This is a genomic window from Streptomyces sp. NPDC051133 (genome assembly GCF_040682635.1).
Lineage (GTDB): Bacteria > Actinomycetota > Actinomycetes > Streptomycetales > Streptomycetaceae > Streptomyces.
Genome location: NZ_JBFBBK010000014.1, coordinates 138,358 through 162,829 on the forward strand (window position 1 = coordinate 138,358; position 24,472 = coordinate 162,829).

Here is a 24,472-nt window from a genome sequence, read left to right on the forward strand (position 1 = left end):
ATCATCCAGTCGGATGATCAGAGCTTCGTCCACGCCTCCGTGAGGGTGGCGCGCAGGATCTGCTCGATCTCGTCGAAGGTCTCCTGGTTGGAGATCAGCGGCGGGGCGAGCTGGATGACCGGGTCGCCGCGGTCGTCGGCACGGCAGTACAGGCCGTTGTCGAACAGGGCCTTGGAGAGGAAGCCGTACAGGACGCGCTCGGTCTCCTCCTCGTTGAAGGACTCCTTGGTGTGCTTGTCCTTCACCAGCTCGATGCCGTAGAAGAAGCCGTTGCCGCGGACGTCGCCGACGATCGGCAGGTCGTGCAGCTTCTGCAGGGTCTTCAGGAAGGCGCCCTCGTTGTCGAGCACGTGCTGGTTGAGGCCCTCGCGCTCGAACAGGTCGAGGTTGGCGAGGCCCACGGCGGCGGAGACCGGGTGGCCACCGAAGGTGTAGCCGTGCAGGAAGGTGTTGTCACCCTTGTAGAACGGCTCGGCCAGGCGGTCGGAGACGATGCAGGCGCCGATCGGGGAGTAGCCCGAGGTCATGCCCTTGGCGCAGGTGATCATGTCCGGGACGTAGCCGAACTTGTCGCAGGCGAACGTCGTGCCCAGGCGGCCGAAGGCGCAGATGACCTCGTCCGACACGAGCAGCACGTCGTACTGGTCGCAGATCTCGCGCACGCGCTGGAAGTAGCCGGGCGGGGGCGGGAAGCAGCCGCCGGCGTTCTGCACGGGCTCCAGGAAGACCGCGGCGACGGTGTCCGGGCCCTCGAAGAGGATCTGCTGCTCGATCTGGTCGGCGGCCCAGCGGCCGAAGGCCTCCGGGTCGTCACCGAAGATCGGGGCGCGGTAGATGTTGGTGTTCGGCACCTTGTGCGCGCCCGGCACCAGCGGCTCGAAGGGGGCCTTCAGACCCGGCAGGCCGGTGATGGACAGGGCGCCCTGCGGGGTGCCGTGGTAGGCGACCGCGCGGGAGATGACCTTGTACTTGGTGGGCTTGCCGACCAGCTTGAAGTACTGCTTGGCGAGCTTCCAGGCGGTCTCGACCGCCTCGCCGCCGCCGGTGGTGAAGAAGACCTTGTTCAGGTCGCCGGGGGCCTCGTGGGCCAGGCGCTCGGCCAGTTCGACAGCCTTGGGGTGGGCGTAGGACCACACCGGGAAGAACGCGAGCTCCTGGGCCTGCTTGGCGGCGGTCTCGGCGAGCTCGGTGCGGCCGTGACCGGCCTGAACCACGAACAGACCGGCGAGACCGTCGAGGTAGCGCTTGCCCTTGTCGTCGTAGATGTAGGTGCCCTCGCCCCGGACGATGGTCGGGACGGGGGAGTTCTCGTACGAGGACATGCGGGTGAAGTGCATCCACAAGTGGTCGTACGCGGTGCGGCTGAGGTCCTTCTGGCTCACGGTTATCGGGTTCCCCACATGTAGGTCTGCTTCTTCAGCTTCATGTAGACGAAGCTTTCGGTGGAGCGCACACCGGGAAGGGCCCGGATGCGTTTGTTGATGACGTCCAGCAGGTGGTCGTCGTCCTCGCAGACGATCTCGGCGAGGATGTCGAACGAGCCCGCGGTCATCACCACGTACTCGACTTCCGACATGGCGGTCAGCGCGTCCGCGATCGACTCGACGTCGCCCTCGACGTGGATCCCGACCATCGCCTGCCTGCGGAAGCCCACGGTGAGCGGGTCCGTGACGGCGACGATCTGCATCACGCCCTGGTCCAGCAGCTTCTGGACGCGCTGGCGCACGGCCGCCTCGGAGAGGCCGACGGCCTTGCCGATCGCGGCGTACGGCCGGCGGCCGTCCTCCTGGAGCTGCTGAATGATGGCGAGGGAGACGGCGTCCAGCTGGGGACTGTTGCCGTTCCTGGACTCGCGGGACGAGTCCCTCTGGTCTGCGCTTCGACTGGCCACGACCTCACTCTGCACGACGTCTCGACAGTTTTGCAACCCTCAAGCGATGAAATTCGTTGTTTGGGTGGCTGAAGCTTGCGGATTTCGCAGAACGGATCGCCGTGGGGGTGTTGAAAACGTGGGTGTGCCGATTAGGGTGGGGTGTCTCAGCGATCGGACAGCCTCAAGCAGGCTGGCCGGGCTGGACAGCTCCAACCCTCGAACCAGATCAGGAGGCCGGCAGTGAGCACCGAGCTGCGTCGTCTGCGCAACTACATCGACGGTGAGTTCCGGGACGCCGCCGACGGACGGACCACCGAGGTGGTCAACCCCGCGACGGGCGAGGCGTACGCGACCGCGCCGCTGTCCGGACAGTCGGACGTGGACGCCGCCATGGAGGCCGCCGCCCGTGCCTTCCCGGCCTGGCGCGACACCACGCCCGCCGAACGGCAGAAGGCCCTGCTCAAGATCGCGGACGCCTTCGAGGAGCGCGCCGAGGAACTGATCGCGGCCGAGGTGGAGAACACGGGCAAGCCGACCGGGCTCACCCGCTCCGAGGAGATCCCGCCGATGGTCGACCAGATCCGCTTCTTCGCGGGTGCGGCGCGGCTGCTCGAGGGCCGTTCGGCCGGCGAGTACATGGACGGGATGACCTCGATCATCCGCCGTGAGCCGGTCGGCGTGTGCGCGCAGGTCGCGCCGTGGAACTACCCGATGATGATGGCCGTGTGGAAGTTCGCCCCGGCGATCGCCGCGGGCAACACGGTCGTCCTGAAGCCGTCGGACACCACCCCGGCCTCCACCGTCCTGATCGCCGACATCATCGGCTCGATCCTGCCCAAGGGCGTCTTCAACGTCATCTGCGGCGACCGCGAGACCGGCCGCGCGATGGTCGAGCACCCGACCCCGGCCATGGCCTCCATCACCGGCTCCGTCCGCGCGGGCATCTCGGTCGCCGAGTCCGCCTCCAAGGACGTCAAGCGGGTCCACCTGGAGCTGGGCGGCAAGGCCCCGGTCGTCGTCTTCGAGGACACCGACATCGCCAAGGCCGTCGAGGACATCTCCGTCGCCGGCTTCTTCAACGCCGGCCAGGACTGCACGGCCGCGACCCGCGTCCTCGTCCAGGAGTCCATCCACGACGAGTTCGTGGCCGCGCTCGCGAAGGCCGCGTCCGAGACGAAGACCGGTCAGCCGGACGACGAGGACGTCCTCTTCGGCCCGCTGAACAACCCGAACCAGCTGAAGCAGGTCTCCGGCTTCATCGACCGCCTCCCGGCCCACGCCAAGGTCGAGGCGGGCGGCCAGCAGGTCGGCGACAAGGGCTACTTCTACGCCCCGACCGTCGTCTCCGGCCTGAAGCAGGACGACGAGATCGTCCAGAACGAGGTCTTCGGCCCGGTCATCACCGTCCAGTCCTTCTCCGACGAGGACCAGGCCGTCGAGTGGGCCAACGGCGTCGAGTACGCCCTCGCCTCCTCGGTGTGGACCAAGGACCACGCCCGCGCGATGCGCATGTCCAAGAAGCTCGACTTCGGCTGCGTGTGGATCAACACGCACATCCCGCTGGTCGCCGAGATGCCGCACGGCGGCTTCAAGAAGTCCGGCTACGGCAAGGACCTGTCGGCGTACGGGTTCGAGGACTACACGCGGATCAAGCACGTGATGACGTCGCTCGACGCGTAGGGCTCCGCTGGTTCGGCGGGCTTTCGGCCGCGGGTGCGTGGGGGCTGGTCGCGCAGTTCCCCGCGCCCCTGGGCCGGTCGTCCGCACCGGCACCGGCACCGGCACAGCGCGGCCCCGGACGGGTTCACCTCCCCGTCCGGGGCCGCGCTGTGCCGTTCCCCCACCGTGAACTCCGGGTGATCTCCGGGTGATCTCCGGGTGATCGACAAGGTGTCGGGGAGGCCGCGACTTGCTCGACGCAGCGTCGATTGTCCGTCCGCCTGGCGGGACGGCATCCTGCGTGGGTGCCCCAGACTTCCTCGCGTACCTCCGTGATGTCCCGCCGCTCCCTCCTGCGCGCACTCGGCGGCACCGCCGCGCTCGGTGCTCTGGCCGGCTGCGGGGTACCCGCCGCCTATGTCGGGCCCGGCGACCGCGCCGTCACCGACGAGTCGGCCACCGACAAGAGGCTGACCTGGGCGAACTGGCCGCTGTACATCGACACCGACGATCACAACCCCAACCGGCGGCCCACACTGGAGGCGTTCGAGAAGCGCACCGGGATCTCCGTGAACTACACCGAGGAGATCAACGACAACGACGAGTTCTTCGGCAAGATCAGCCCCTCGCTGATGAACCACCAGTCCACCGGCCGCGACCTGATCGTCGTCAGCGACTGGATGTGCGCCCGGTTCGTCCGGCTGGGCTGGGTGCAGCAGATGGACCGCGCCCGGCAGCCGAACGTGGCGAAGTACATGGACCCCCTGCTGCGCTCGCCCGCCTTCGACAAGGGCCGCCGGTTCACCGTGCCCTGGCAGTCGGGCATCACCGGCATCGCCTACAACCGCAAGAAGCTCGGCCGCGACATCCGCCACGTGAAGGACCTCTGGGCGAACGACCTCAAGGGCCGCGTGACCCTCCTGTCCGGCCTCGACGAGTCGTTCGCGCTGCTGATGCAGGGCAACGGCGTGGACATCACCCGGTGGACGGCGGACGACTTCCACCACGTCTGCGACGAGGTGGAGCGCCAGATACACCGCGGCCAGGTCCGCCGCTTCACCGGCAACGACTACACCAAGGACCTGGTCAGCGGGGACGTGCTGGCCTGCCAGGCGTACTCCGGCGACGTCATCCAGCTCCAGGCGGACAACCCCGACATCCGCTTCGTCGTCCCCGAGGAGGGCGCCGAGCTGTGGTCGGACTCCCTGATGATCCCCAACCGGGCCGGCCACAAGGCCAACGCCGAGCGCCTGATCGACTACTACTACGACCCCGCGGTCGCCGCGGAACTCGCCGCCTGGGTCACCTACGTCTGCCCCGTCCCGGCGGCCCGCGAGGTCCTGGCGGCCTCGAAGGACAAGGACACCGCGGCCCTCGCCGACAACCCCCTGATCTTCCCGAACGACACCATGCGCCGACGCCTCGCCATCGCCCGGGACATCACGTCCACGGAGAGGGTGGAGTTCGCGAAGCGGTGGAACAAGATCGTGGGGTTGTGAGCATGTCCCGGTGTCCTGTGACGAGGAGTTACAGTCGGCACAAAATACGGGTAGTCGGCGCCGAGTCCGGTGCTTGCTCTGACGGGCGTGGGACTTCTCGGCGTGTATGCCTGACCGTCTTGATCTGGCGCTCCGGCGGTCCGATCACGGCGATGCCATGGTGTGCAACCGCCTCTTATGTGTGACGACGTCGGCGCAGACGGAAGAGGTGGCCCCGTCCCAGATCCGCTTCGTTGAATTTACTGACGACGGGCGTGAGGCCCGCGGCGTCTCCCGCCGCGGGCAGCTTCTGGACCAGAGGGCAACGGGGGGCCTCCGTAACTCGATTTACGGCGCGAGAAAAGGCAGGCCAGACTTCACGGCTGCCATCGGATCAGCGCAGGCATCGCAGCGTGGTCGGTGCCCTCCATTGTCACGATGACTGCCCGGCCCGTCGCCCTTCCCAGCCAGGTCACGAAGGCGCGAACGGGTGCAAAGGTCGCCTCGTCGACCACGTCGGAAGGATCGAAGGTGAACTCGATCTCTTCGATGTCGAAGAAGTAGCAGGTGAACCACACGCCGTCGACGTCGATGGCCAGGCTCGCCGATTCCTCCGGGTCCTGCTCAAGCCGGGACCATACGACTGAGGCGTCCAAGGCGCCGCTCTCCGTGGTGCCGGAGAGCGTCCAGGTAAGGAAATGGTTACCCGGGGCCGCACGCAGCCCGTCGAAGACGCGCCGCCAGTCGTCGAGCGTGGTATCGAGGACGCAAACGTCCCGCAGCGCTCCGTCTGCGACGAAGTCCTCCACCCGGTAGACCGGTTCGGCCTGATGCTGCCCCGCCATCACAGGAATCCTTCGAAAGTGAGTTGGCCCCCACGCCAACTCCATCGGGCGCCCCAGCCGCCGGGAACTTTGAAGTCACGAGTGATGCCGCCGTATTGAGCCGACGCAGAGGTGTTGACCTTCTCGACCACGTTCGGGTCAGTGAGTATGTCTTGGATCATCTCATTGGCGATCTCGGTCCGCTCACTATTGGTGACCTTGCCGAAACAGGGACTGCAAGGAGTGGGAGCGGTCCGGGGTGAGGGCCACCGTCAGCAACACCATGGTGATTGCCCGACGGCGGCTACCGCGGTGCTGGGCTGGTGATCCCGCACGGTCGCGAACGCGGCTTGAAGGAGGAGCACAACCGTTCACACCACAAGGTCCGCGCTGGCGGCGTAGTCCTGACCGCCAGACCAGTTGCTCATTGCCGGACAGTCTTGGCTTTCGTCATTCGGTGCGCTGCCACACCTCTCGTGACCTGCGCTGTACGAAAGTGCCAACCATCTCTCTGATTCTGCGCCTGCATCGACGGAAGTTGCTTGGCATCAGTGCAGGTCACGAATGATGCCCAGTGCCAACTAGCCGCCCTGGTCACATGTCCCCGGGGTCGACTCCCAACGTTCCGTCGTCAGCCCCTGGCGTCCGGTACGAGCAGACGGAAGTCAGCGATGGCGTTCTCCCAGTCGAATCCGACCGTGTCTTCCGGAGGAAGGCTGCGGTCGAGGTCCTCCGCAGCGTGAAGTGCAGCGAGGGCCAGCTCCGGGGCGGTTGTGCGGGCGATGACGCCGTTCTTGCCGGCGACCGACAGGCCCTCCTTGTTTCGTCTCACCACGAGGTTGAACGACGTATCGGCGCCGACGTAGCTGAGCACGCGGTCGTCGCCCAGCAGGAACTCGCGCAGGCCGTCCAGCAGTTGGACGACCGAGAGGTAGATCATCATGTCCTGATCGGGGACGTGGCCGGCCGATTCGACCGTGCCGAAATCCCCGGTGACGACCATGCCGCCCATGTCGAACCCGTGGGGTGCTCCTTGGCCGGGGCGCACGGTGAACTGGAAAGTGATCAAGGGGTGTGCCCCTTTCGTGGTCACAGTCGGCGCTGCTCACTTCAAGCCGCTCATCATGACCCCCCGGATGTAGTGCTTCTGCAGCAGCAGGAACAGGGTCAGGACCGGGAGGATGCTCAGGACCAGGCCGGCCATGACGATGGGGAGGGTGCGGGCCGGGTCGACGTAGTCCTGCAGGAGTTGGATGCCCACGGGCAGGGTCATCACGTCCGGGTCGGCGGTCGAGACGAGCAGGGCCCAGATGTACTCGTTCCAGGCGTCGACGAAGGTCAGCAGTCCGAGCGTCACCAGGACCGGCTTGGTCTGGGGCAGCACGATCCGCCACCACACGGCGAACTCGCCGGCCCCGTCGATGCGCGCGGCCTCCAGGACCTCGTCCGGGATGGAGAGCATGAACTGGCGCGTCAGGAAGATGCCGAAGCTGCTGACGAGGAACGGCATGGCGAGCGCCACGATGCTGACGGTCAGGCCCGCCCCGCCGCGCCCCAGCAGGTCGTTGCCGCCCGCCAGCGGCCAGTGCACCAGGATCAGGAAGTGCGGGATGAAGAAGAGGAACGGCGGGAACATCATGGTCGACAGGACGAGCCGGAAGACGAAGTCCCGGCCGGGGAAACGGAGTTTGGCCAGCGCGTAGCCGGCCAGCGACGACGTCAGCAGCACCGAACCGGTGATCAGGCCCGTGGCGACGACGCTGTTGCGGAAGAGCAGCGGCAGATCGAGCTGGTCGATCGCCGCCCGGTAGTTGGACAGGTCGAACGCCTCGGGCAGGAACCGGTACGGCAGCGTGCCGGCCTCACCGGGCCCCTTGAAGGACGTCATCACCATGTCGAGGAACGGCACCAGCGTGATCACGGCCCCGGTCACGACCAGCAGATACGACAGCCACGGGAAACGGCGGCGGATCATGCGTCCTCCCCCTTGCGCCGGAAGATCCACAACTGCGCCAGGGTGACGACCAGGACCACCAGGAACAGCACGAAGGCGGCGGCGCTCGCGGTGCCCCAGTCGCCGTAGGAGAAGGCCTGCCGGTACATCTCCAGTGCGGCCACGTCGGTCGCGTCACCCGGCCCGCCCTGGGTCATCACGATGATCAGCGCGAAGGACTGCAGCCCGGTGAGGAACTGGGTGACGCACACGAACAGCAGGGACGGCCGCAGCAGCGGCAGCGTGATCCTCCGGAAGACGGTGACGGGCCCGGCGCCGTCGAGCGCGGCGGCCTCGTAGTACGACTCGGGGATCGACTTCAGACCGGCGGTCAGCACGAGGATCGCCGAGCCGACCGAGGCCCAGGCCTGGACGACCACGACCGAGGGCAGCGCGGTGTCCGGGTCCTGCAGGAACGCCACCGAGCCGAGTCCGACGGCGTTGAGGACGCCGTTGACCAGGCCGCCCGGCTCGTACATGTACTTCCACACGTTGCCGACGGCGACCACGGTCGTGACGATCGGCAGGAAGTACAGGGTGCGCCACAGGCCCTGGAAGCGGAGTTTGTCGATGCAGGTCGCGATGAGCACGGAGCCGGCGAGCGCGAGGACCACGGTGCCCAGGGCGAACAGCAGCGTGTTGGTGAGGACCGGAGTCAGGAACGTCGAGCCGTCCGCGAAGAGGCCGGCGAAGTTGTCCCAGCCGACCGGATCGATGCCGCCGAGGTCGAACCCGGCCCAGCGGGACATCGACAGCAGCAGCGCGAAGCCCAGCGGCAGGAACAGGAAGACGGCGAAGAACAGCAGCGTCGGCGCGAGGAAGAGGTAGGCGACGACGGTCTGGCGGCGCCGTTGCCGGGCGCGGTGGCCGACGGCGGCCTCGGCGCCGCGCGGGCCGGCCGCCGCCCGGTCGGCCGCCTCCGGCGCCAGGGTGTTCACCACGAGCGCGCCACCTCCTGGTCGACCTGACGGCGGATGGTGCGCAGGGCCTCGTCGACCGACTGCTGACCGGTCCACAGCGCCTCGATGTTCTTGCGCAGCAGCGACTTGGCCGCTTGCGCGCCCGGCCCGTTCGGCTCCGGCACCGCGTACGCCAGCGCGTCCAGGAACGGGCGCAGGTTCGGATCGGCGCCCGCCTTCAGCAGGGTCGACATGTCGTCGGCGCGGCCGGTCAGGGAGCCGACCGACACCTGCAGGGCGCTCATCCGGGTCGCCGTCGCGCCCTTCCCGCCACTCTTCACGGCCGCCTTGTCCGAGTTGAGCCAGTGCAGGAACTCCCAGGCCTCGCGGGGGTGCCTGCTGGCCGTGTTGACGCCGAGCATGAAGCCGGTGGAGAGCGTGGCGCGCCTGCCGTCCGCCTCGGGTACGGGCACGGGCGCGACGCCGACGTCCCGGTAGTCCGTGCCCATCACCTCCTTCAGGCTTCCGGTCCACCAGCCGGCGCTGATCACCATGGCCACCTGCCCGGACGCGAACGCCTTGTAGACGTTGACGCCGGGGGCGCTGGCCCCCTCGGTGACGAGCCGGTGCTCCAGGTCGAACACGGCCCGGCCGGCCGGTGAGTCGATCGCGGTGCTCCTGCCGTCCGCGGAGACGAACCGCCCGCCGGCGGCGTTGAGCAGGGCCAGCGTCTGGCCGACGGTGGTGGAGTCGTCGTACGACGACAGCCCGAACCCCTGGACGAGCGTGTTGCCGTACCGGTCCCGCCGGGCCGTGCGGTGCGCCGCGTCCTCCAGCTCCCGCCAGGTGCGCGGTGGGCCGTCGAGGCCGGCCTCGCGCAGCAGCCGCCTGTTGTAGTAGAGGGCGTACGTCTGCACCTCGGTGGGGTAGCCGTAGACGGTGCCCCCCACCGACGAGGAGCCGACCGCGGCCGCGCTGTAGCCGCGCCTGATCTCCTCGGCCCGCTCGGCGGGAGCGGGCCGCAGCACGCCGGCCCGCACGAGCTGGCCGTTCCACAGGCAGTACGGGTGGAGGAGGTCGGGGCCCTGGCCGGCGGCCTGGCGGACCATGAACGTGGTCAGCAGGTCCGTGAACTCGACCGCCTTCGTCCGCACCTTGACCCGCTCGTGGGTGGCGTTCCACTCGTCGACCGGGCCCTGCAGGGCCTGCTTCAGTTCCCCGCTCGCGTAGTGGGAGAGCAGGGTGAGGACGATCGGGTCCCCGGGCCGCCCGGTTCCCCGGTGCGGCGCGGCGCATCCGGAGACGAGCAGCGCCGAGGGGAGCGCGAGCGCGAAATGCCGGCGGGTCAGGCCGCCGGTGCGCGGGGACGGTGTCATCGGACGGCTCCCCGGCCTGCTTCCGCCTCGTGGCGCAGCACGCGGAACACCCGGGTCGTGGTGAAGCCGGCCTTGCGGTACAGATGGCCCGCCGGGGACCGCTCACCGGTCCACAGGAACCACGCCGAGTGCGCGCCGCGCGCCCGCATCCGCTCCAGGACCAGATGGAGCAGGACCTTGCCGAGCCCGGTGCCGCGCATCTCCTCCAGCACCCCGAACGGGCCGAACCGCTCGTCCGCCGACTGGTACGCGCCGTGCATCGCCCAGCCGGCCAGGCGGCCCGCCGGGTCCCGGGCGACGACGATCCGGTCGAGCGGTGTGCCCGAGGCCAGGCACTCCCGGATCGCGCGCGCCCAGTCCGGGTTGAAGTGGTTCCCGGCGAGCGCGACCAGGTCCACCAGGTCGTCGTCGGACGGGGTGGCGAACCGGTGGCCGAGGGCCGTCAGTTCGTCCGAACGGCACGCCACCTCGTCCGGGAGGCGGTAGCCGACCAGGCAGCGGTCCATGGCGGCCGCCTCGTACAGCGTGCGAAAGCCCAGGGAGGCGAGGAGCCCCGCCGCTTCCGGGTACGCCTCGGCGTCCAGGCCGGGCAGGACGTAGTTCGGGGTGTACGACGAGAAGTCCACCCGGGTGCGGCCGTGGCCGTGCAGCCAGTCGAGGGCGTCGGTCAGCAGCCGGCGGCCGAGGCCGCGCCCGCGGACGGCCGGGTCGACGAAGAAGAACGGGATCCAGCCCTGCTCCGGTTCCAGGTCGGTGCCCGCCAGGGGCGTCAGACGGCGCACCGCGTAGGCCGCGCCGACGACACGGTCACCGTCGACGGCGACCCGGAGGCCCTCCGGATCGAAGTTGGCGTCGAGCAGCACCAGGGAGCGGAAGCGGTCCGGGGTGATCGGGTCGGCCGGCGCGCTGCGCCGCCACGCCTGCACCAGTCGCGGGCCGTCACCCGTGCGGAAGCCGCGTACCCCGGCCCGGCACGGCGTCGTGCGATCGGTCATCGTCGGGGCCGCCCTTCCCCGCGCGGTGCGCGCGGTGGGACCGGATCTTCAGGCATAGAGCAGCGCGTCGTCACCGGCCCAGCGGGCGGGCGGCGCCGGCGGATCGCACAGCGGCAGCGGGTCGTCGCCCGCGTCCACGGCGCGGCGCAGCCGGTCCGATCCCCACAGCAGGTCGATGAAGTGACGGTGGCCGGTCCCCTCCGCCCCGCCGTCCACGGTGTGCCAGGCGAAGTCGTCCGGGTACAGCCGCCGCAGCGTGGCGAGCATCGCGACGGCGGTGCGCACGGGAGCGAACGCCTCGCGGTCGGTGAGGTGGAGCTGGACCCCGCGCAGCGGCCGTCCGGCGTGTTTGTGGAAGGTCGGTACGTACCGCAGATCACGGAAGTGGACTCCGGGCAGGGCGAGTTCGGTGAGCGAGGGCGCGAACCGCGCGTCGATGTAGGGGGCCCCGACGATCTCGAAGGGCTGCGTGGTGCCGCGGCCCTCGGACAGGTTCGTGCCCTCGAACAGGCAGGTGCCGGGGTAGACGGCGGCGGTGACGGGGGTCGGGATGTTCGGCGAGGGCGCGACCCACGGCAGGCCGGTGTCCTCCGCGTGCAGGGCGCGCCGCCAGCCGGCGGCCTCGATCACCGTCAGGTCGACCGCCTCGCCCGCCACCCGGGACACGAGTGTGGCGTTGAGATGCCGGGCGAGTTCGCCGCAGGTGAGGCCGTGCCGGACGGGGATCGGGGCGCGCCCGACGAAGCCGGCCCACGCTTCCTCCAGCAGCGGGCCCTCGCTGACGAGCCCCCCGAGGGGGTTCGGACGGTCGGCGACCACGAACCGTACGCCCGTACGGGCCGCCGCGACCATCAGGTCGCACATGGTCCACACGTAGGTGTAGAACCGGGCCCCGATGTCCTGCAGGTCGTACACCAGGGCGTCGACGCCGCTGTCGATCAGCAGTTTGTCGAGGCGTTCGCCGCCGCACCGGTAGGTGTCGTGGACCGGCAGCCCGGTGTCGGGGTCCGTCCCGGCGGTCCCGCTCTCGCCGGCCTGGCCGGTCCCGTGCAGCCCGTGTTCGGGACCGAACAGGGCGACCAGCCGCGCGCCCGCCTCCAGCAGGGCGGGCGCGGCCGGGCGCAGGTCGGGCAGGACGCCGGTGTGGTTGGTCACCAGGCCCAGCCGGCCGGGCCCGGCACGTCCGGGCGACGCGTGCAGGCGTGCGATGCCGGTCGTCACCGCGACGCGGTCGTCCGTGCTCATCCTGGGGCCCCGTCCACCGGTGACATCTCGAAGAGGTAGGCGGCAATTTACTGGTATGTGCGGGAATTTCGCGGTGACTCACCGAGAGAGGTGCCGACATCCTCCGTATCGGCCGGATGCGGACGGGCGTGTCGGCACCGTGCGCTTCCGGGTCGGTCGCCGCACCCCACTTTTGAACATGTTCAACTTCGGCGTACGCTGCTGCCATGAGCGACAGAGCCGCCCTGCTCAAGGGCATTCGCGTGTGGCTGGCCCTCTTCGTGGTGTGTCTGGTGCTCAGCGGGGCGACCGCCTTCCCGCTGGTGCACGAACTGCACTGGACCGAGAGCGCGTTGCGCGCACTGTCCGTGCCGGACCACCTGCCCGGCCTGATGGCCTGGATCTCCCGGGTGCGCGACGGGCTCGACACCGTCGACGCCGAGTACCCGTTCGTCCTCTACGGCACGGACTGGCTGGCGTTCGCCCACCTCGTCATCGCGGTCGCCTTCTACGGGCCGTACCGCGACCCCGTCCGCAACATCTGGGTGGTCGAGTTCGGGATGATCGCCTGCGCCGGGATCATCCCGCTCGCCCTCGTCTGCGGACCGATCCGGGGGATTCCCTTCTGGTGGAGCCTGATCGACATGTCCTTCGGGGTCCTCGGCGTCATCCCGCTGTACGTCGTCCGCGGGAAGATCAAGCGGCTGGAGGCGCTCGGCGCGGCGCCCGCGTCCGCAGCGCTCGCCGTCGGCGGCTGAGCCCCCCCTGCCTCAGCGGTTGAACGCGGGGAACCCGAAGCGCGCGACGGCGGCCTCCTGCCCGGAGCCCTTCGCGTCGGTGGAGTCCACCGACATCACCAGGGTGCGGGACAGATCGCGGGTCGCGGCGATCGCCGTGACATACCCCGGCCGCGAGCCGGTCTTGCCCCAGATCACCTTGCCGTTCAGCTCGAACCGCTCCAGTCCCGCGCCGTACCGCGCCCCGGGCACGTCGGGCACGGTGAACATCTCCTTCAGCTGCGGCTCCGGCACCACCCGGCCACGGAACAGCCCCACCAGCAGCCGCTCCAGGTCGGCGGTCGTGGAGATCAGGTCGCCGGCCGCGAACCGGTCGGACATGTTCCAGTCGGTCACGTCGACCAGCTTGCCGTCGATCCAGTCGTAACCCCGGTTGTGCGGACCGTGGATACGGGGATCGGCGCCGGCCGGGAACGAGCTGTCCCGCATGCCGAGCGGCCGGAAGATCCGCACCGCGGCCTGGTGCGCGTAGGAGTCGCCGGTCACCTTCTCGACGAGCATGCCGAGGACGGTGTAGTGGATGTTGCCGTACTCCTGGTGCGTCCCGGGCGCGTACGCCGGGCCCTGCGCGACGGAGCTCGCGACGACCTGCCGGGGTGTCAGCGTCTCGAAGCGGTGCGGGTAGCCCGTCTCGACGGTGTCACCGAGGGACGCGCCCGGCTTCAGGCCGCTGGTGTAGTTCAGCAGTTCCCGGACGGTGACCGGGCCGAAGTCCTTCGTGAGCAGGCCCGGCAGGTACCGCTGCACCGTGCCGTCGAGGTCGATGCGTCCCTCCGCGGCCAGCTGGAGCACGAGCGCCGCGGTGACCACCTTCGTCACCGAACCGGCCCGGAAGCGGGCGTTCGCCAGGGCCGGCGCCCCGCTTCGGACGTCCCGCACCCCGGCCGTGCCACGCCAGGTCCCGTCGCCGCCGACGCGGATCAGCGCGGCCGTGGCGTCATGGTCGGGCAGGCCGGCGAGCGCGGCCGAGAGCGCCTCGGTGTCCGGGCCGGTGACCGTACGTCCCGGTGCCTCGCCCGGCGCGGTCGCCGTCCGGTCGGCCGCGGCGAAGGCGGGTGCGGGCGAGGCGAACGCGGGTGCGGCCGCGGCGAACGCGGGTGCGGCCAACGGGCCGGCGCCCAGCGCGAGGACGAGACCGGCGGCCAGGAGGGTCGAACGGCTGCTTCGGCGCATGCGGGGCTCCTCGAGGAGATCGGGTGAAGCGACGTGATCATCCTCAGGCGCCGGGCCGCCGCCCGGATCGTCGCCGAGGAGGGTGCCCGACCCCGGCGTGTCCCTCAGTAAAGCCCTTCGGGAGTAGGGGAGTTGTACGGGATGGCCCCTACGGGGTCAGGCGCCCGGGGAGCGCAGCGCGTGCAGGACGTCGATGCGGTTCGTGGTGATCGAGTCGACGCCCAGGTCCAGCAGGCGGCGCAGGGAGCGGCGGGTGTCCGGGGTCCAGACGGACACGAGGCAGCCGTCGCGGTGGACGCGGGCGGCGAGGTCGTGGTCGACCAGCGAGAAGCGGTAGTTGAGCCAGCGCGGGCGGACCGCGTCGAGCAGGGCGGGCCGGGGCGGGGCGAGGGTCGTCCGGGTCAGGGCGATCTCGGCGGCCGGGTCGGCGGCGCGGACGGCGAGCATGGCCTCGGCGCCCGCGGTGTAGTAGACGCGGTCCCGGGCCCCGCTCTGCCGGACCACGTCCACGACCGGTTCGACGAGCCGGCGGTCGACCCGCCCGCACACGTCGACCATCACCCGGCACTCCCCGGTCGCGGCCAGCGCCTCCGCCAGGGTCGGCACACCGCCCGCCGTGAGCCCGCGCAACTCCTCGGCGGACAGCGCGCGCAGCGGCCGGTCGATCCCCCACAGCCGGCGCAGCGTCTCGTCGTGCAGCAGCACGGGAACGCCGTCACGGGTGAGCCGTACGTCGATCTCGACGGCGTCCGCGCCCCTTTCGAGCGCGGACCGCAGCGAGTCGAGCGTGTTCTCGCGGATGCGGTAGGGGTCGCCGCGGTGGGCCACGGCGGTCACGGTCTGCATGGCCCCCAGTGTGTCAGGGGGCGAGCCACCCGGCGGTGTAGGTGTCGATCTCCTGCGTGATCCTCGCCTTGCCCGCCGCGTCCAGGAAGGACGCCTCCACCGCGTTCCTGGCGAGATCGGCCAGGCCCCGCTCGTCCAGGTCGAGCAGGCGGGCGGCCACCGCGTACTCGTTGTTCAGGTCGGTGCCGAACATCGGCGGGTCGTCCGAATTGATCGTGACCAGCACACCGGCCCGCACGAACTCCCTGATCGGATGCTCGTCCAGGGTGCGCACCGCGCGGGTGGCGATGTTGGACGTCGGGCAGACCTCCAGCGGGATGCGGTGCTCGGCGAGGTGCGCGAGCAGCTTCGGGTCCTGCGCGGAGCTGGTGCCGTGTCCGATGCGCTCGGCGCGCAGCTCGGTCAGGGCGTCCCACACCGTCTGCGGGCCGGTCGTCTCGCCGGCGTGCGGGACCGAGTGCAGACCGGCGGCGACGGCCCGGTCGAAGTACGGCTTGAACTGCGGCCGGGGCACGCCGATCTCGGGCCCGCCGAGCCCGAACGACACCAGGCCCTCCGGGCGGATCCGGTCGTCGGTCGCGAGGCGGGCGGTCTCCTCGGCGGACTCCAGCCCCGCTTCACCGGGGATGTCGAAACACCACCGCAGCACGGTGCCGAAGTCGGCCTCGGCGGCCTTCCGGGCATCCTCGATCGCGGCCATGAAGCCCAGTTCGTCGATGCCGCGCCGGGTGGACGAGAACGGGGTGATGGTCAGCTCGGCGTACCGCACCTGCTGGCGGGCCAGGTCGCGGGCGACCTCGTAGGTCAGCAGCCGGACGTCCTCCGGGGTGCGGATCAGGTCGACGACCGACAGGTACACGTCGATGAAGTGCGCGAAGTCGGTGAACGTGAAGTAGTCGACCAGGGCCTCGGGATCGGTGGGCACCTTGGAATCGGGGTGCCGGGCGGCCAGCTCCGAGACGATGCGGGGGGAGGCGGAGCCGACGTGGTGGACGTGCAGTTCCGCCTTGGGGAGTCCGGCGATGAAGGCGTGCAGATCGCGGTCGGCCGTGCCGGCGGCGGGTACGGAGCTGCTGTCGGTCAAGGGGTCCTCCCCGGGCAGGGCGCCGGCGGCCCGTTCGGGCGCGGCGCGGGTGATCGGCTGATCGTGGCCACGCACATCGTAGGCACGCGGGTGGCATGGTGCGGGCCGGTGCGGGTGCCGGCGGGAGCGGGGGCGGGAACAGGGGAGAGGACCGGGCGGTGATGCCGTCAGGGGGAGGTCGTAGCATGGCGGCACGAACGACCGAGGGGGATCCGCACGTGACGGACGAAACGCAGTCGAGTGGCGCCGCCGGAGCCGGTGACCACGACCCGTGGGCGCCGCCCGAGCAGCGGACCTCGCTGGAGAAGAAGCCCCGGGTGGAGGACCAGCCGGCGGCGCAGTCCCCGGCCGCGCAGCCGTCCGTGCACGACCAGGCCACGCTGGCCTCCTTCCCGTCCGACGGCTTCGGCGTGCCCGCGCCGCAGCCCGGCTTCGCCCCGCCCGGCGCGGGCACCCCGGGTTACGCCCCGCCCGGTGCCGCGGCCCCCGGGTTCGGCGTGCCCGGCGGTGCCCCGGCCGGCGGTGCCCCGGTGCCGCCCCCGCCGATCGCGCCCACCGGCCCGGCGATGGCCGCCCCGCCGGCACCCGGCGGCTACGGCTACCCCGGGGGCTACGGCTGGCCCGGCATGCCGATGGTCCCGCAGAACGGCATGGGCACCGCGGCGATGGTGCTCGGCATCCTCTCCATATGCCTGTTCTGCCTGTACGGCGTGGTCTCCGTGATCTGCGGCATCCTCGCGGTGGTCTTCGGTGTGAAGGGCCGCCGGCGGGCCGAGCGCGGTGAGGCCACCAACCACGGCCAGGCCCAGGCGGGTCTGATCATGGGGGTCATCGGCATCCTCATCGGTATCGCCGTGATCGTCCTGCTCGCGATCGGCATCACGGCCGCCATCAAGAACCACGACTCGGAGCCCGACCCCTACTACGGCTCCGCGCACACCCTCTCGGCGACCGTCGCGACCGGCCGCTGAGACCGGAGCCGTTCCGCTCCCCTTCCGCACCGGCCTGGGAAAACGTGTCCTGCGCTCCTTATCCGGCCATTACGATGCCTTGAGATCAAACGGAGGGGAGACCACTTCATGTCCAACACCAATCCCGCACCCGGATTCGGCCCGCCGAACCAGCCCCCGCAGCAGTCGGCCCCCGGCTACGGCTACCCCCAGTCGGGTCCGTCCTACCCGGCGGCCCCGCCCGTGGGCTACCCGCAGGCTCCCGGCTACGGCATGCCGATGCAGCCGAGCAACGGCATGGGGACCACGGGTCTGGTGCTGGGCATCATCGGCGTGGTCTGCAGCATCACGGTCTTCCTGTGGTTCTTCGGCGTGATCCTGGGCATCCTCGCGATCATCTTCGGCGCCATCGGCCGGGGCAAGGCCAACCGCGGTGAGGCCACCAACAAGGGTGCGGCCACCTCGGGCCTGGTCTGCGGGATCATCGCCACGGTGATCCTGCCGGTGCTGGGGCTGACGATCTTCGCCAGCATCATGGGCAGCGCCAGCACGTTCTGACGAAGTCCCCGGCGGCCGCCGCACCGGCGACCGCCACAAGGGCCGGCCCCGGGCCGGCCCTTTCGGGCTTCGGCCCGTGCGGGGCTCCGGCCGTTCCGGGCCCCCGCTCCTGTGGGCACCGCGCCTCCGGCCCGGCCCCTCACTCCCGGCCGGCTCGGGCCACCGCCCCCGGCCCGCTCAGGTCCAGGTCCGCTCAGGCCCCCGGCCCGCTCAGGCCCAGGTCCGCTCAGGCCCCCGGCCCGCTCAGGCCCCCGCGCCCGCCAGCCGCTCCCGGGCCGCCATCAGCGCGAAGCCCAGCAGGTTCGGGCCGCGCCAGCGCTCCGGGTCGGACGCCGCCTCGTCGTCCGCCGCGAGGCCGATGCCCCACACGCGGTCCACCGGGCTCGCCTCCACCAGGACCCGGTCACCGGTGTTCAGCAGGAACAGCCGGAGATCGTCGTCCGACGCGAACTTGTGGACGCTGCCCTCGACCACGATCCGGAAGCGCTCCCGCTCCCATATCGCCTCGTCGAAGTCACGGACCAGCCGCCCCGCCTTCTTGGCCTGCGAGGGATGCCCCGCGGCCAGCACCCGGCGCTCCGCCTCCGCGTCCGCGAACAGCCGCGCCTTCTGCGCCATCATCCAGTGCTCCGCCGTGGCGTACTCCACGCCGTCCACCGCGAAGGGCGACGGCCACCACTGGCTCAGACAGCTCGCGCCGATCCTGCCGTCCGGCCTCGGCCGGTGCCCCCAGAAGTGCAGGTACTTCACCCGGGATCCCGCCCGGACCTCGCTGATCAGGGCTTCCACCCCGTCGATCTTCCCCATGCACGCCAGTCTGGCAGGCACCACTGACAGTCCGTCCGTCCTTTTCCTTTCCGACTCGACACCTGGTCGACAGATTCCGTCGCGTAACCAAAAGGCAACAACGGAATCACTTGTTGGAGTCCTATTGCTCTGCCAGGATCGGCACTCAAATCGAGCTGGAGCTACGCCACCCACCCCCGCGACGGGGCGCACGGCGGAGGAGAGCGACATGCACAACCCGGGCATTGCCACCCCGGAACGATTCCCCGCGCAGGACCGTTTCGCCGACGGTGCGCAGTTCATCGCGGGCCGCCTCACCAAGGGCACCTCGGGCCGCACCCACGCCGTGGTCGACCCGGCGAGCGGCGAGGAGGTGTACACGTACGAACTGGCCGGCACCGACGATGTCGACGCGGCCGTCGCCGCCGCGCGGGAGGCCTTCCCGGGCTGGTCCTCGGCCACCCCCGGCGAGCGTTCCGACGCGCTGCACCGGTTCGCCGCCGTGCTCGCCGAGCGCGCCGAGGACTTCGCCCGCGCGGAGTCGCTGCAGTGCGGCAAGCCGCTGAAGCTCACCCGCGAGTTCGACGTACCGGGGACCATCGACAACACCGCCTTCTTCGCGGGCGCCGCCCGGCATCTGCAGGGGCAGTCCGCCGGTGAGTACTCCGGGGACCACACCTCGTACGTGCGGCGCGAGCCGATCGGTGTCGTCGGGTCCATCGCCCCCTGGAACTACCCCCTCCAGATGGCCGCCTGGAAGATCCTCCCGGCGATCGCCGCGGGCAACACCATCGTGCTGAAGCCGGCCGAGCTGACCCCGCTGACCTCCCTGCTCTTCGCCCAGGCCGCCACCGACGCCGGGCTCCCCGACGGTGTGATCAACATCGTCACCGGCACCGGCAAGGAGGCCGGTGAGCACCTGATCGGGCACCCCGACGTCGCCATGACCTCCTTCACCGGGTCCACCGCCGTGGGCAAGCGCGTCGCCGAGATCGCCACCGCCACCGTCAAGCGGCTCCATCTGGAGCTGGGCGGCAAGGCGCCCTTCGTGGTCTTCGACGACGCCGATCTCGAGGCCGCCGTCCACGGCGCCGTCGCCGGTGCGCTCATCAACACCGGGCAGGACTGCACGGCCGCCACGCGCGCGTACGTGCAGCGCCCGCTGTACGACGCCTTCGTGGAGCGGACCGCCGCCCTGATGGAGACCGTGCGGCTCGGCGACCCCTTCGCCCCCGGCACCGACCTCGGACCGCTCATCTCGCACGTCCAGCGGGACCGCGTGGCCGCCATCGTGGACCGGGCGCGTGACCACGCGCGCGTGGTGACCGGCGGCGAGGCGCCGAAGGGCGACCTGGAGAGCGGCGCCTACTACCGCCCCACCCTGGTCGCCGACGCGGCGCAGGACAGCGAGATCGTCCAGTCCGAGATCTTCGGCCCGGTACTGGTCGTGCTGCCGTTCGACAGTGATGATGAGGGCATCCGGCTGGCCAACGACACCCCGTACGGCCTGGCCGCCTCCGCGTGGAGCCGTGACGTCTTTCGCGCGAACCGCGCCACCCGCGAGATCAAGGCCGGCTGCGTGTGGATCAACGACCACATCCCGATCATCAGCGAGATGCCGCACGGCGGCTACAAGGCCTCCGGCTTCGGCAAGGACATGTCGGCGTATTCCTTCGAGGAGTACACGCAGGTCAAGCACGTAATGTTCGACAACACGGCGGTGGCCCGCAAGGACTGGCACCGCACCATCTTCGGGGACCGATAGACGACCCGGCCACGACAGGCCCATCCCTCCCGAAAGGGCACCACGCGCATGGAGCAGTACGAGCCCCACCGCCTGACCCCGGCCGAAGCGGCCGCCATGCGGCGCAGTCTCCGCGACGGCCGGGCCGCCATGACCCGCCGGTCCGTCCTGCGCGCCTCAGCAGGCGGCGCGCTGGCGGTCGGCGGGCTGGGAGCGCTGAGCGCCTGCGGCATCCCCGCCGCGAGCAAGACGCAGGGCGGCGTGTCCGCCGACGACCACTCGGCCAAGGAGAAGGTGGTCAACTTCTCCAACTGGCCCGAGTACATCGACGTCGACGACAAGACCAAGCGGCACCCCACGCTCGACTCGTTCGGGAAGCGGACCGGCATCCAGGTCAAGTACACCGAGGACATCAACGACAACGACGAGTTCTTCGGCAAGATCCAGCCGGAGCTGGCCGCCGGCCAGGACACCGGCCGTGACCTCGTCGTCCTCACCGACTGGCTGGCCGCCCGGATGATCCGCCTCGGGTACGTCCAGAAACTGGACCCGGCCAACCTGCCGCACGCCTTCGCCAACCTGTCGGACCAGTTCCGCGCCCCCGACTGGGACCCGGGTCGGGCGTACTCGTACCCCTGGCAGGGCATCTCGACCGTCATCGCGTTCAACAAGAAGGCGCTCGACGGCGTCGAGGTGAAGTCGGTCTCCGACCTGCTGGACAACCCCAAGCTCAAGGGCCGTGTGGGCTTCCTGACCGAGATGCGCGACAGCATCGGCATGACCATGCTCGACATGGGCAAGGACCCGGCGAAGTTCACCGACGACGACTTCGACGCGGTGATCGCCCGGCTGCAGAAGGCCGTCGACAAGGGGCAGATACGCCGCTTCACGGGCAACGACTACACGTCCGACCTCACCAAGGGCGACTTCGCCGCCTGCGTCGCCTGGGGCGGCGACATCGTCCAGCTCCAGGCGGACAACCCTGACGTCGGCTACATCATCCCCGACAGCGGCTACATGACCTCGACCGACAACATGCTGATCCCCAACAGGGCGCGTCACAAGACGAACGCCGAGCGGCTCATCGACTTCTTCTACGAACCGGAGCCGGCCGCCGAACTCGCCGCGTACGTCAACTACGTGAGTCCGGTCGCGGGAGTGCAGCCCTACCTTGCCAAGATCGACAAGTCGGCCGCGACGAACCCGCTGATCGTGCCCGACAAGGCCATGCAGGCCAAGTCCCACGCCTTCCGTGCGCTGACGCAGAAGGAAGAGACGGCCTACCAGACCAAGTTCTCGAAGCTCACAGGGGCGTGACGACGATGACGACACCAGACAACAGCGGCGACGTCCGCCTCTCCGGTATCAGCAAGACCTACGACAACGGCTTCACCGCCGTGCAGCCGCTCGACCTGACCGTGCCGCAGGGTTCCTTCTTCGCCCTGCTCGGCGCCTCCGGCTGCGGCAAGACCACCACCCTGCGCATGATCGCCGGTCTGGAGGAACCTTCCTCCGGGACCGTGCGCCTCGGCGACCAGGACGTCACCCACCTGCCGCCGTACAAGCGGCCGGTGAACACGGTCTTCCAGTCGTACGCCCTCTTCCCGCACCTCGACATCTTCGAGAACGTCGCCTTCGGTCTGCGCCGGCGGGGCATCAAGAGCGTGAAGAAGCAGGTCGAGGACATGCTGGAGCTGGTCCAGCTCGGCGAGCAGGCGCGCAAGAAGCCGCACCAGCTCTCCGGTGGCCAGCAGCAGCGCGTCGCCGTCGCCCGCGCCCTCATCAACCACCCGAAGGTGCTCCTCCTCGACGAGCCGCTCGGCGCCCTCGACCTCAAGCTGCGCCGCCAGATGCAGCTGGAGCTCAAGCGCATCCAGACCGAGGTCGGCATCACCTTCGTGCACGTCACGCACGACCAGGAGGAGGCCATGACCATGGCCGACACGGTCGCCGTGATGAACGCGGGCCGCGTGGAGCAGCTGGGCTCGCCGAGCGACCTGTACGAGAACCCGCAGACGACGTTCGTCGCGAACTTCCTCGGCACCTCCAACCTGATCGAGGCCGAGGTCGACACGAAGAACGGCGAGGACATCGTGCTCAAGGCGGGCGGCGGCAAGCTGGTGCTGCCCGAGGCGCGATGTTCCGCCCCGGCGACGGCGGGCGGCAAGGTGCTGGTCGGCATCCGCCCCGAGAAGATCTCCCTCACGCACGCCGACGACGCGGGCGAGATCCCGGCGGGCCGCAACCGCCTCACCGGCAGGATCGCCGACGCGAGCTTCATCGGTGTCTCCACGCAGTACGTGATCGACAGCCCCGTCTGCGACGAACTGTCGGTGTACGTCCAGAACGTCGAGCGCGACGGCCGGCTCGTCCCCGGCGCCGACGTCGTCCTGCACTGGAGCCCGGCACACACGTTCGGTCTGGACGCCGCTCAGGACATCGACGCAGGCACCGAGGAAGAGGCGGCCGCCTGATGTCGACGCTCACCGAGGCGCCCCCGCCTCTCGCCCCCGCCGCCGAGGAGAACAAGCCGCCACGCAAGCGCGGCCGGTTCACCCCGTACTGGCTGTTGCTGCCGGGCCTGCTCTGGCTGGTCGTCTTCTTCGCGCTGCCGATGATCTACCAGGCCTCCACGTCCGTGCAGACGGGCTCCCTGGAGAGCGGTTACAAGGTCACCTGGCACTTCGTGACCTACTGGGACGCGATCAGCGAGTACTGGCCGCAGTTCCTGCGCTCGGTGTTCTACGCCGCCGCCGCGACGGTCCTGTGCCTGCTGCTCGGCTACCCGCTGGCCTACCTCATCGCCTTCCGCGCGGGCCGCTGGAAGAACCTGCTCATGATCCTGGTGATCGCGCCGTTCTTCACCAGCTTCCTGATCCGCACCCTGGCCTGGAAGACGATCCTCGCGGACAACGGCCCGGTCGTGCACACCCTGAACTCGCTGCACGTCCTGGACCTCACCGACTTCCTCGGCTGGACGGCCGGCGACCGCGTCCTCGCCACACCCCTGGCGGTCGTCTGCGGTCTGACGTACAACTTCCTGCCGTTCATGATCCTGCCGCTCTACACCTCGCTGGAGCGGATCGACGGGCGGCTGCACGAGGCGGCCGGCGACCTCTACGCCAAGCCCTGGACCACCTTCCGCAAGGTCACCTTCCCGCTGTCGATGCCGGGCGTCGTCTCCGGCACGCTGCTGACCTTCATCCCCGCGGCCGGTGACTACGTCAACGCCGAACTGCTCGGCTCCACCGACACGCGCATGATCGGCAACGTCATCCAGACGCAGTTCCTGCGGATCCTGGACTATCCGACCGCCGCGGCGCTCTCCTTCATCCTCATGGCCGCGATCCTGGCCATGGTCACGATCTACATTCGCCGCTCCGGGACGGAGGATCTGGTCTGATGCCCGCCGTCACCTGGCTCAAGCGCCGTCTCGTCGTCATCGCCGGTCTGCTGACGCTCGCGTACCTGCTGCTGCCCAACGTCATCGTCACGGTGTTCTCCTTCAACAAGCCGAAGGGGCGCTTCAACTACGAGTGGCAGCACTTCTCCCTGGACGCCTGGAAGCAGCCGTGCGGCGTCGCCGACATGTGCGGCTCGCTCTCCATCAGCCTGCAGATCGCCGTCTGGGCGACGATCGGCGCGACCGTCCTCGGCACGATGATCGCCTTCGCGCTGGTCCGCTACCGCTTCCGGGCCCGCGGCGCCGTGAACTCGCTGATCTTCCTGCCGATGGCGATGCCCGAGGTCGTCATGGCCGCCTCGCTGCTCACCCTGTTCCTCAACATGGGCGCGCAGCTCGGCTTCATGACGATCCTCATCGCCCACATCATGTTCTGCCTCAGCTTCGTCGTCACCGCGGTCAAGGCACGCGTGATGTCGATGGACCCGCGCCTGGAGGAGGCCGCCCGGGACCTGTACGCCGGCCCCGTGCAGACCTTCCTGCGGGTCACCCTGCCGATCGCGGCGCCCGGAATCGCCGCGGGCGCGCTGCTGTCCTTCGCGCTCTCCTTCGACGATTTCATCATCACCAATTTCAACGCGGGCTCGACCGTCACCTTCCCCATGTTCGTCTGGGGTTCGGCCCAGCGCGGCACGCCCGTCCAGATCAACGTGATCGGTACGGCCATGTTCCTCGTCGCCGTGCTGTTCGTCCTGACCTCGATGGTCATCAGCAATCGCCGGAACAAGCAAAAGGCATAGGCCTTTTCGG

General features: G+C 69.9%; 23 protein-coding genes and 1 pseudogene. 11 read left to right on the forward strand and 13 right to left on the reverse strand.

What is annotated here, in order from left to right:
* Positions 1-17: 17 nt before the first annotated feature.
* Entirely contained in the window at positions 18-1,382 is a 1,365-nt protein-coding gene (locus AB0N17_RS16975) for an aspartate aminotransferase family protein (protein ID WP_366012080.1), read from the reverse strand.
* Positions 1,383-1,384: 2 nt separating this feature from the next.
* Positions 1,385-1,906: an Lrp/AsnC family transcriptional regulator gene (locus AB0N17_RS16980; protein WP_366012081.1), complete on the reverse strand. Its 522-nt coding sequence runs from the start codon at positions 1,904-1,906 to the stop codon at positions 1,385-1,387.
* A gap of 207 nt (positions 1,907-2,113) precedes the next feature.
* Here AB0N17_RS16980 and AB0N17_RS16985 point away from each other — a divergent pair, with 207 nt between their 5' ends.
* Positions 2,114-3,553, forward strand: a complete 1,440-nt coding sequence (locus AB0N17_RS16985) for a gamma-aminobutyraldehyde dehydrogenase (RefSeq protein WP_366012082.1) — start codon at positions 2,114-2,116, stop codon at positions 3,551-3,553.
* A gap of 314 nt (positions 3,554-3,867) precedes the next feature.
* Complete coding sequence (locus AB0N17_RS16990) at positions 3,868-5,031, forward strand: extracellular solute-binding protein (protein ID WP_366012125.1); 1,164 nt, start codon at positions 3,868-3,870, stop codon at positions 5,029-5,031.
* A gap of 356 nt (positions 5,032-5,387) precedes the next feature.
* On the opposite strand, the gene AB0N17_RS16995 is transcribed toward AB0N17_RS16990, so the two are convergent.
* Entirely contained in the window at positions 5,388-5,855 is a 468-nt protein-coding gene (locus AB0N17_RS16995; protein ID WP_366012083.1) for a hypothetical protein, read from the reverse strand.
* A 202-nt stretch (positions 5,856-6,057) separates the two neighbouring features.
* Between AB0N17_RS16995 and AB0N17_RS17000 the strand changes: the two are divergent.
* Positions 6,058-6,226 (forward strand): annotated as a pseudogene (locus tag AB0N17_RS17000) (IS5/IS1182 family transposase); the annotation flags it as partial.
* Between the two features lie 239 nt (positions 6,227-6,465).
* Here AB0N17_RS17000 and AB0N17_RS17005 read toward each other — a convergent pair.
* From AB0N17_RS17005 to AB0N17_RS17030, 6 genes are all read right to left on the reverse strand, one after another.
* Positions 6,466-6,846, reverse strand: coding sequence for a hypothetical protein (locus AB0N17_RS17005; RefSeq protein ID WP_366012084.1), 381 nt, complete (start codon positions 6,844-6,846; stop codon positions 6,466-6,468).
* A 93-nt stretch (positions 6,847-6,939) separates the two neighbouring features.
* Positions 6,940-7,809, reverse strand: a complete 870-nt coding sequence (locus tag AB0N17_RS17010) for a carbohydrate ABC transporter permease (RefSeq protein WP_366012085.1) — start codon at positions 7,807-7,809, stop codon at positions 6,940-6,942.
* Positions 7,806-8,768 (reverse strand): sugar ABC transporter permease, encoded by a 963-nt coding sequence (locus AB0N17_RS17015; protein ID WP_366012086.1) that lies wholly within the window; start codon positions 8,766-8,768, stop codon positions 7,806-7,808. Before AB0N17_RS17015 ends, AB0N17_RS17010 begins: the two co-directional genes overlap by 4 nt.
* A complete protein-coding gene (locus tag AB0N17_RS17020; protein ID WP_366012087.1) occupies positions 8,762-10,102 on the reverse strand; it encodes an ABC transporter substrate-binding protein in 1,341 nt (446 codons plus the stop codon). The genes AB0N17_RS17015 and AB0N17_RS17020 overlap by 7 nt, the downstream gene beginning before the upstream one ends.
* Positions 10,099-11,097 carry a GNAT family N-acetyltransferase gene (locus tag AB0N17_RS17025; RefSeq protein WP_366012088.1) on the reverse strand — a complete coding sequence of 333 codons (999 nt, stop codon included), beginning with the start codon at positions 11,095-11,097 and terminating at the stop codon, positions 10,099-10,101. The genes AB0N17_RS17020 and AB0N17_RS17025 overlap by 4 nt, the downstream gene beginning before the upstream one ends.
* A 48-nt stretch (positions 11,098-11,145) precedes the next feature.
* On the reverse strand, positions 11,146-12,342 hold the full coding sequence (locus AB0N17_RS17030; protein WP_366012089.1) for a DUF1343 domain-containing protein: 1,197 nt from the start codon (positions 12,340-12,342) through the stop codon (positions 11,146-11,148).
* Between the two features lie 206 nt (positions 12,343-12,548).
* On the opposite strand from AB0N17_RS17030, the gene AB0N17_RS17035 reads away from it, so the two are divergent.
* Positions 12,549-13,079 carry a hypothetical protein gene (locus AB0N17_RS17035; protein WP_366012091.1) on the forward strand — a complete coding sequence of 177 codons (531 nt, stop codon included), beginning with the start codon at positions 12,549-12,551 and terminating at the stop codon, positions 13,077-13,079.
* A gap of 12 nt (positions 13,080-13,091) precedes the next feature.
* On the opposite strand, the gene AB0N17_RS17040 is transcribed toward AB0N17_RS17035, so the two are convergent.
* From AB0N17_RS17040 to AB0N17_RS17050, 3 genes are all read right to left on the reverse strand, one after another.
* Positions 13,092-14,291 carry a serine hydrolase domain-containing protein gene (locus tag AB0N17_RS17040; protein WP_366012092.1) on the reverse strand — a complete coding sequence of 400 codons (1,200 nt, stop codon included), beginning with the start codon at positions 14,289-14,291 and terminating at the stop codon, positions 13,092-13,094.
* Between the two features lie 156 nt (positions 14,292-14,447).
* On the reverse strand, positions 14,448-15,137 hold the full coding sequence (locus AB0N17_RS17045; protein WP_366012093.1) for a glycerophosphodiester phosphodiesterase: 690 nt from the start codon (positions 15,135-15,137) through the stop codon (positions 14,448-14,450).
* Between the two features lie 13 nt (positions 15,138-15,150).
* The gene (locus AB0N17_RS17050) at positions 15,151-16,239 is read right to left on the reverse strand and encodes an adenosine deaminase (protein ID WP_366012126.1); all 1,089 of its coding nucleotides are present in this window, start codon (positions 16,237-16,239) and stop codon (positions 15,151-15,153) included.
* A 167-nt stretch (positions 16,240-16,406) separates the two neighbouring features.
* Between AB0N17_RS17050 and AB0N17_RS17055 the strand changes: the two genes are divergently transcribed.
* Positions 16,407-17,192, forward strand: a complete 786-nt coding sequence (locus AB0N17_RS17055) for a DUF4190 domain-containing protein (protein WP_366012094.1) — start codon at positions 16,407-16,409, stop codon at positions 17,190-17,192.
* A 108-nt stretch (positions 17,193-17,300) separates the two neighbouring features.
* Positions 17,301-17,729, forward strand: a complete 429-nt coding sequence (locus tag AB0N17_RS17060; protein WP_366012095.1) for a DUF4190 domain-containing protein — start codon at positions 17,301-17,303, stop codon at positions 17,727-17,729.
* A 243-nt stretch (positions 17,730-17,972) separates the two neighbouring features.
* Here the strand turns inward: AB0N17_RS17060 and AB0N17_RS17065 are convergent, their stop codons facing one another.
* Positions 17,973-18,536: an NADAR family protein gene (locus AB0N17_RS17065; protein WP_366012096.1), complete on the reverse strand. Its 564-nt coding sequence runs from the start codon at positions 18,534-18,536 to the stop codon at positions 17,973-17,975.
* A 208-nt stretch (positions 18,537-18,744) separates the two neighbouring features.
* Here AB0N17_RS17065 and AB0N17_RS17070 point away from each other — a divergent pair, with 208 nt between their 5' ends.
* Genes AB0N17_RS17070 through AB0N17_RS17090 form a run of 5 tightly spaced genes read left to right on the forward strand, consistent with a single transcriptional unit; the run spans position 18,745 to position 24,462 of the window.
* Positions 18,745-20,280, forward strand: a complete 1,536-nt coding sequence (locus AB0N17_RS17070) for a gamma-aminobutyraldehyde dehydrogenase (RefSeq protein WP_366012097.1) — start codon at positions 18,745-18,747, stop codon at positions 20,278-20,280.
* A gap of 48 nt (positions 20,281-20,328) precedes the next feature.
* The gene (locus tag AB0N17_RS17075) at positions 20,329-21,576 is read left to right on the forward strand and encodes a spermidine/putrescine ABC transporter substrate-binding protein (protein WP_366012098.1); all 1,248 of its coding nucleotides are present in this window, start codon (positions 20,329-20,331) and stop codon (positions 21,574-21,576) included.
* Positions 21,573-22,733 carry an ABC transporter ATP-binding protein gene (locus AB0N17_RS17080; protein WP_366012099.1) on the forward strand — a complete coding sequence of 387 codons (1,161 nt, stop codon included), beginning with the start codon at positions 21,573-21,575 and terminating at the stop codon, positions 22,731-22,733. Before AB0N17_RS17075 ends, AB0N17_RS17080 begins: the two co-directional genes overlap by 4 nt.
* A complete protein-coding gene (locus AB0N17_RS17085) occupies positions 22,733-23,662 on the forward strand; it encodes an ABC transporter permease (protein ID WP_366012100.1) in 930 nt (309 codons plus the stop codon). Before AB0N17_RS17080 ends, AB0N17_RS17085 begins: the two co-directional genes overlap by 1 nt.
* Positions 23,662-24,462 carry an ABC transporter permease gene (locus tag AB0N17_RS17090; RefSeq protein ID WP_366012101.1) on the forward strand — a complete coding sequence of 267 codons (801 nt, stop codon included), beginning with the start codon at positions 23,662-23,664 and terminating at the stop codon, positions 24,460-24,462. The genes AB0N17_RS17085 and AB0N17_RS17090 overlap by 1 nt, the downstream gene beginning before the upstream one ends.
* Positions 24,463-24,472: the final 10 nt, after the last annotated feature.

What these genes read in the sequence shown, in the direction of transcription:
- AB0N17_RS16990 (WP_366012125.1), top strand. Translation starts at nt 3,868, where the DNA reads ATGTCCCGCCGCTCCCTCCTGCGCGCACTCGGCGGCACCGCCGCGCTC.
- AB0N17_RS16995 (WP_366012083.1), bottom strand. Translation starts at nt 5,855, where the DNA reads ATGGCGGGGCAGCATCAGGCCGAACCGGTCTACCGGGTGGAGGACTTC.
- AB0N17_RS17005 (WP_366012084.1), bottom strand. Translation starts at nt 6,846, where the DNA reads ATGGGCGGCATGGTCGTCACCGGGGATTTCGGCACGGTCGAATCGGCC.
- AB0N17_RS17010 (WP_366012085.1), bottom strand. Translation starts at nt 7,809, where the DNA reads ATGATCCGCCGCCGTTTCCCGTGGCTGTCGTATCTGCTGGTCGTGACC.
- AB0N17_RS17020 (WP_366012087.1), bottom strand. Translation starts at nt 10,102, where the DNA reads ATGACACCGTCCCCGCGCACCGGCGGCCTGACCCGCCGGCATTTCGCG.
- AB0N17_RS17025 (WP_366012088.1), bottom strand. Translation starts at nt 11,097, where the DNA reads ATGACCGATCGCACGACGCCGTGCCGGGCCGGGGTACGCGGCTTCCGC.
- AB0N17_RS17030 (WP_366012089.1), bottom strand. Translation starts at nt 12,342, where the DNA reads ATGAGCACGGACGACCGCGTCGCGGTGACGACCGGCATCGCACGCCTG.
- AB0N17_RS17035 (WP_366012091.1), top strand. Translation starts at nt 12,549, where the DNA reads ATGAGCGACAGAGCCGCCCTGCTCAAGGGCATTCGCGTGTGGCTGGCC.
- AB0N17_RS17040 (WP_366012092.1), bottom strand. Translation starts at nt 14,291, where the DNA reads ATGCGCCGAAGCAGCCGTTCGACCCTCCTGGCCGCCGGTCTCGTCCTC.
- AB0N17_RS17045 (WP_366012093.1), bottom strand. Translation starts at nt 15,137, where the DNA reads ATGCAGACCGTGACCGCCGTGGCCCACCGCGGCGACCCCTACCGCATC.
- AB0N17_RS17055 (WP_366012094.1), top strand. Translation starts at nt 16,407, where the DNA reads ATGGCGGCACGAACGACCGAGGGGGATCCGCACGTGACGGACGAAACG.
- AB0N17_RS17060 (WP_366012095.1), top strand. Translation starts at nt 17,301, where the DNA reads ATGTCCAACACCAATCCCGCACCCGGATTCGGCCCGCCGAACCAGCCC.
- AB0N17_RS17065 (WP_366012096.1), bottom strand. Translation starts at nt 18,536, where the DNA reads ATGGGGAAGATCGACGGGGTGGAAGCCCTGATCAGCGAGGTCCGGGCG.
- AB0N17_RS17070 (WP_366012097.1), top strand. Translation starts at nt 18,745, where the DNA reads ATGCACAACCCGGGCATTGCCACCCCGGAACGATTCCCCGCGCAGGAC.
- AB0N17_RS17075 (WP_366012098.1), top strand. Translation starts at nt 20,329, where the DNA reads ATGGAGCAGTACGAGCCCCACCGCCTGACCCCGGCCGAAGCGGCCGCC.
- AB0N17_RS17085 (WP_366012100.1), top strand. Translation starts at nt 22,733, where the DNA reads ATGTCGACGCTCACCGAGGCGCCCCCGCCTCTCGCCCCCGCCGCCGAG.
- AB0N17_RS17090 (WP_366012101.1), top strand. Translation starts at nt 23,662, where the DNA reads ATGCCCGCCGTCACCTGGCTCAAGCGCCGTCTCGTCGTCATCGCCGGT.